The organism is Pseudomonas sp. PB106, from assembly GCF_009764645.1.
Taxonomy (GTDB): domain Bacteria; phylum Pseudomonadota; class Gammaproteobacteria; order Pseudomonadales; family Pseudomonadaceae; genus Aquipseudomonas.
Map to the genome: position 1 here is coordinate 1 of NZ_RWIM01000110.1, position 4,498 is coordinate 4,498.

The 4,498-nt window shown below is 60.4% G+C and carries 6 protein-coding genes; 1 reads left to right on the forward strand and 5 read right to left on the reverse strand.

Annotated features, from left to right (window positions below):
• Positions 1–75 precede the first annotated feature (75 nt).
• On the reverse strand, positions 76–858 hold the full coding sequence (locus EJA71_RS14155) for a class I SAM-dependent methyltransferase (RefSeq protein ID WP_158957787.1): 783 nt from the start codon (positions 856–858) through the stop codon (positions 76–78).
• Positions 859–950: 92 nt separating this feature from the next.
• Here EJA71_RS14155 and EJA71_RS14160 point away from each other — a divergent pair, with 92 nt between their 5' ends.
• Entirely contained in the window at positions 951–1,571 is a 621-nt protein-coding gene (locus EJA71_RS14160) for an energy transducer TonB (RefSeq protein WP_158957789.1), read from the forward strand.
• 3 nt (positions 1,572–1,574) lie between these two features.
• Here the strand turns inward: EJA71_RS14160 and EJA71_RS14165 are convergent, their stop codons facing one another.
• From EJA71_RS14165 to EJA71_RS14180, 4 genes are read right to left on the reverse strand one after another with little or no spacing between them, the layout of a single operon-like run.
• A complete protein-coding gene (locus tag EJA71_RS14165; RefSeq protein WP_158957791.1) occupies positions 1,575–2,267 on the reverse strand; it encodes an extensin family protein in 693 nt (230 codons plus the stop codon).
• A gap of 2 nt (positions 2,268–2,269) precedes the next feature.
• Entirely contained in the window at positions 2,270–3,106 is an 837-nt protein-coding gene (locus EJA71_RS14170; RefSeq protein ID WP_158957793.1) for an oxaloacetate decarboxylase, read from the reverse strand.
• A gap of 33 nt (positions 3,107–3,139) precedes the next feature.
• Positions 3,140–4,000 (reverse strand): DUF72 domain-containing protein, encoded by an 861-nt coding sequence (locus EJA71_RS14175; protein WP_158957795.1) that lies wholly within the window; start codon positions 3,998–4,000, stop codon positions 3,140–3,142.
• Positions 4,000–4,308, reverse strand: coding sequence for a hypothetical protein (locus tag EJA71_RS14180; RefSeq protein ID WP_158957797.1), 309 nt, complete (start codon positions 4,306–4,308; stop codon positions 4,000–4,002). Before EJA71_RS14180 ends, EJA71_RS14175 begins: the two co-directional genes overlap by 1 nt.
• Between the last annotated feature and the right edge of the window lie 190 nt (positions 4,309–4,498).

Consider the following 4,498-nt stretch of genomic DNA (forward strand, 5'->3'; position numbering starts at 1 on the left):
AGCAAGCTCGCTCCCACATTGGAATGCATTTCAAATGTGGGAGCGAGCTTGCTCGCGAATGGGGGCGACTCGGTCTCAGGGTTTTAGCGCTTTCTTCGGGTAAATATCATAGCGGCTCGATTTGCCATCCAGCGCATGACTCGGCTTCGGCCCTTCGATGCACGGTGCCTTGCGCGGTCGCTTGACCACCACCCGGTGCGTCGCCAATGCCAGCGCCGCCTGCAACAGCGCCGGTGCATCCGGGTCATCGCCCACCAGCGGTCGGAACAGCCGCATTTCCTTCTTCACCAACGCAGTCTTCTCGCGGTGCGGAAACATCGGGTCGAGATAGATCACCTGCGGCGGCTCACCTTCCCAATTCTGCATGACCTCAATGGAATTGCCCTTGAGCAATTTCATCCGCGCCACGATCGGCGCGACCTCGAAATCTTCCGCGCCGCGCGCCAGACCATCCTCCAGCAATGCGCCAATCAGCGGCTGGCGTTCGATCAGGCTCATCTCGCAACCCAGGCTCGCCAGCACAAACGCATCCTTGCCCAGCCCTGCCGTGGCATCCAGCACCCGCGGACGCACGCCTTGGGCGACGCCGACAGCCTTGGCGATCATCTGGCCGCTGCCGCCGCCGTACAAACGCCGATGCGCTGCGCCACCCTCGACGAAGTCCACGCGCACCGGCCCCGGTGCGTCCGGGCCGAGCTGTTGCAGTTGCAAACCCTGCTCGCCAACCTGCAAGGCGAACTCGCCGTCCGCCACTTCACGCGGCAGACCGAGACGCTCGGCCCACTGCTGCGCTGGCGCTTCAAACGTCGCGCCAAGGGCTTCGACATGGATGCGGCAGGCCGCGGGTTGCTCAATCATGGAAAACACGCTCAAAAATTCAAGGAGCGGCAAAAACCGCCGATAACTCATTCAACGCGCATTTTGCCAGAGCTGAGCGTCAACCGAAAAAAATGTCAGGCATTCTTCCCACATCGATTGGCTACATTTCGCCCCATGGCGACTTCAGCCGTCAAAACACTCAAGCACTGAGCGGCGTCAGTCACCTGTGGCAGGATTTCTTTGCCCAGGCGATGGCCGAACAGACGAGTGAAGTGGTGCCGGCCTGTGGCACATTTCCACCGGTTGACCTGAACAGCCCGGAAGAGCCGACCGTCGGCAGCGAGTTGCACGCGCACATTGTCAGCCAGCGCCAATGCGATGTGGTCGAGACCCAAGTGCGTCCGCCAGAGCCGTTGTTTCTGCCGATCGCAGAGTTCGAAATGGAGCTGCTGGACAAGCCGTTCCCACCGTTCCCGGCAGAAGAACTCAAGGCCCAGCAAGAACAACAGGATTTCGACAGCAGTTGGGTTCGCCCGGTGGTGATCAACAACGGCCAGCCAATCCCGGAACCTGGCCCTGCGCCACAGAAAAAGCCGCTGTATTTGCCGATTGCCGAGTTCGATCTCGATCTGCTGCAGAAGCCTTACCCGCCGTTCCCGGCGGAAGAGATCGTCGAGCAGCAGAAGGCGCTGGACTTCGATAACGGCTGGGCACGTCCAATCGTTCTGCAGAACCTGCGCCTCGCCGCTTAAACCTCAGCGACACACGCTCCAGCGTCCGACATCGACATGAAAGTGATTGCGATGGGCGGCGTTGTAATCCGGGCTCAACACCACACTGAACGCCTCGCAGGCACCATCGCGCACCTGACGCAGAAACTGCGCGTCCTGATTTTGCCTGGGCCAGTCTTTGAGCACGCTGATGCTGCGCCCGTCAGCCAGACGAAAACCGGCGATGTCCAGCGCGTCGGCGCTGGCATGACGACTGAGCGCCCCGCTCTCGCGGTTGTAGACATTGCGGCAAGCGAAGCTGCCAAGGTGATCGAGGCGCATGACCTTCTGCCCGTAAACAGACTGCGCGGCGGGTTGCAGGGTGTGGTGTTCGAACATCGCGTAGGCCACCGCCAACGGACAGCTGGCAAGGAAACTGCTGCTCAGCGCCACCTCACCGCCCTGCACGCGCAAGGCGCCGATCAGTGGGCACTTGGCATCGGGGCTGTCGGATTGCCGCGTGACGCGCAGTTCAGAGCTGTTTAACGCTTGCGCACAAAGTTCGGGATCACTGCGCACACGCATCAGCTTGTAGCTGGTCAGCCAATTGGGTGCGGCTTTCACGTCCAGTGGCGCCCACGGATTCCATTGCGGCGGCACATCCAGCCAGCCGCGCCAGACACCGACCGCCGCGCCGCCAATCATCAGCAGTACCAGCCAGAATAACCATCGCCCCATGTTCAGCCTTTGAAGAACTGATTGGCCTTGGCGTACGGCATCGATTGCGAGGTGAAGCCGAACGTGCCGGATTGCTGGATCTCTTCAGCGGCGCGGAAGAACTCGCCAAACGCCGCCAGCGCCAGTGCCGAACCGGTGCTGATCCGGCGCACACCCATGTCCTGAAGCTCCTGCACAGTCAGCTTCAAGCCACCGGACATCAACACATTCACCGGTTTCGGCGCCACCGCACGCACCACCGCCAACACTTCTTCGGCGTTGCGCAAACCCGGCGCGTACAACACGTCGGCACCGGCCTCGGCGAAGGCCTGCAAGCGGCGAATGGTGTCGTTGATGTCGGGAATGCCGTGCAGATAATTTTCCGCACGGGCCGTCAGGATGAAGGGGAATGGCAACGTGCGCACGGCAGCGACGGCGGCTTCGATGCGCGCCACGGCATGTTCGAAGCAATAGATCGGCGCATCCGGACGGCCCGTGGCGTCTTCGATTGAGCCACCGACTGCGCCCGCCTCGGCTGCACGAATCAGGCTTTGAGCGGATTCGAGCGGGTCATCGGCAAAGCCGTTTTCCAGATCCACCGCCACTGGCAGATCCGTCGCAGCGACAATCGCCCGAACATTGGCCAAGGTCTCATCCAGACTCAACGCGCCATCGGCCTTGCCCTGGGAGAACGCATAACCGGCGCTGGTCGTCGCCAACGCCAGATAGCCGAGGCTGGCCAGCATCTTCGCCGAACCCGCATCCCACGGATTGGGAATGACGAAAATCTCCGGACGCTCATGCAACGCTTTGAAGGCGTGGGCTTTACGCACTTGTTCTTGAAGGGCTTGGGCGTCCATCGGCAGGCTCCTGGGCAGGAAAACGAATCCGCCTCAGAGCAGGCCAAGTTGCTCGGCGGCGGGTTCTCTGTATAGCTCAGGCAGCGATGGCAGGCCAGGCAAACGTTGCATCAATTGTGCGTGAAAACGTTGCGCCAGTTTCGCCGCCAACAGGTTATCGGCGGTGTGCAGAAAGATATACGGCGTGCGGCCCTCTTCGATCCACTCGGCGATTTTCGCCACCCATGGCACGAGGAAAGTATCGTTGGCCTCAAGCTCAGGATGGCCGATGAAGCGCACCTGCGGGAACTGCGTGAACGCCGCCGGACGCGTCGGCACGCGGGGCTTTTTCGATTGCGCGTGGATCACCGAAGACTCGGTCGACAGGCAACTGAATAACGCGCGCGGATCCAGGCAGATGCGCTCGACGCCACGATCCAGCAGCAAACGATTGAGCAGGCGTTCGCTCTCGCCTTTGGCGAAGAACTGTTCATGTCGCACCTCCACTGCCAACGGGCAATCCAGCGCATCGATGAACGCTGCCAGCTCCGGCAAGCGCTGCGGCGTGAAGCTTTTCGACAGCTGCAACCACAGCGGCGAAACACGTTGGCCGAGGGGCTTGAGTAATTGCAGGAAGGTTTCGGCGGCGGTCAATTGATCGCGCAGGTCACCGCTGTGGCTGATGTCGCCGGGGAATTTGGCGGTGAAGCGGAAGTGTTCGGGCATGACCTCGGCCCAACGCTGCACGGTGGCCTGCGACGGGCTGGCGTAGAAGGTCGTGTTGCCTTCAACGGCGTTGAATACTTGAGCGTAGAGACTGAGGAAGTCAGAGGTTTTTGCGTCTACCGGGTAGAGATACTCGCGCCAGGCGTTTTCGCTCCAGGACGGGCAACCGAGGTAGTAAGGCAGATCCATCAGATGTACAGATCGAGGCCCAGCACGTCTGCATCCCAATCGACAAAACCGGCGGTGCTCAGGTAGCTGGCGAGGGCCATCGCTACGCTTTTGCTCATGGCGCGGTGGTAGATCATGTCTTGTTGGCGGGCGGGCAGATTGCTCAGGCGTTGCGCCGAGGCTTTGGCAGCGCGGGCGGCCAGTTGCTCTTCAGTCGGAAATTCCAGCTCGCCGTCGATATCATCGACAGATTCATCCACCGTCACAGAGCCTTTGCGAGGCTTGCGCTTGATGGGATAGGACTGAGAGGAGAGGCCGTCTATACGCATAATTTCATGCTCGGTATCGATGATGGCAATTTAGCGGCACTTGACCGACTTAGCAAACCGCCGAGTGATAACTAGAACACATAAAGCGCAAAAGGTTTAAAGCGAGGGGTTAGAAACTGACGATTGGCTTCAGAAGATCAAAAGATCGCAGCCTTCGGCAGCTCCTACATTTGAAATGCAATCCTTGTAG

Coding starts and splice junctions, on each gene's coding strand:
- EJA71_RS14175 (WP_158957795.1), bottom strand. CDS start 4,000: ATGGATCTGCCTTACTACCTCGGTTGCCCGTCCTGGAGCGAAAACGCC.
- EJA71_RS14180 (WP_158957797.1), bottom strand. CDS start 4,308: ATGCGTATAGACGGCCTCTCCTCTCAGTCCTATCCCATCAAGCGCAAG.
- EJA71_RS14170 (WP_158957793.1), bottom strand. CDS start 3,106: ATGGACGCCCAAGCCCTTCAAGAACAAGTGCGTAAAGCCCACGCCTTC.
- EJA71_RS14160 (WP_158957789.1), top strand. CDS start 951: ATGTCAGGCATTCTTCCCACATCGATTGGCTACATTTCGCCCCATGGC.
- EJA71_RS14155 (WP_158957787.1), bottom strand. CDS start 858: ATGATTGAGCAACCCGCGGCCTGCCGCATCCATGTCGAAGCCCTTGGC.
- EJA71_RS14165 (WP_158957791.1), bottom strand. CDS start 2,267: ATGGGGCGATGGTTATTCTGGCTGGTACTGCTGATGATTGGCGGCGCG.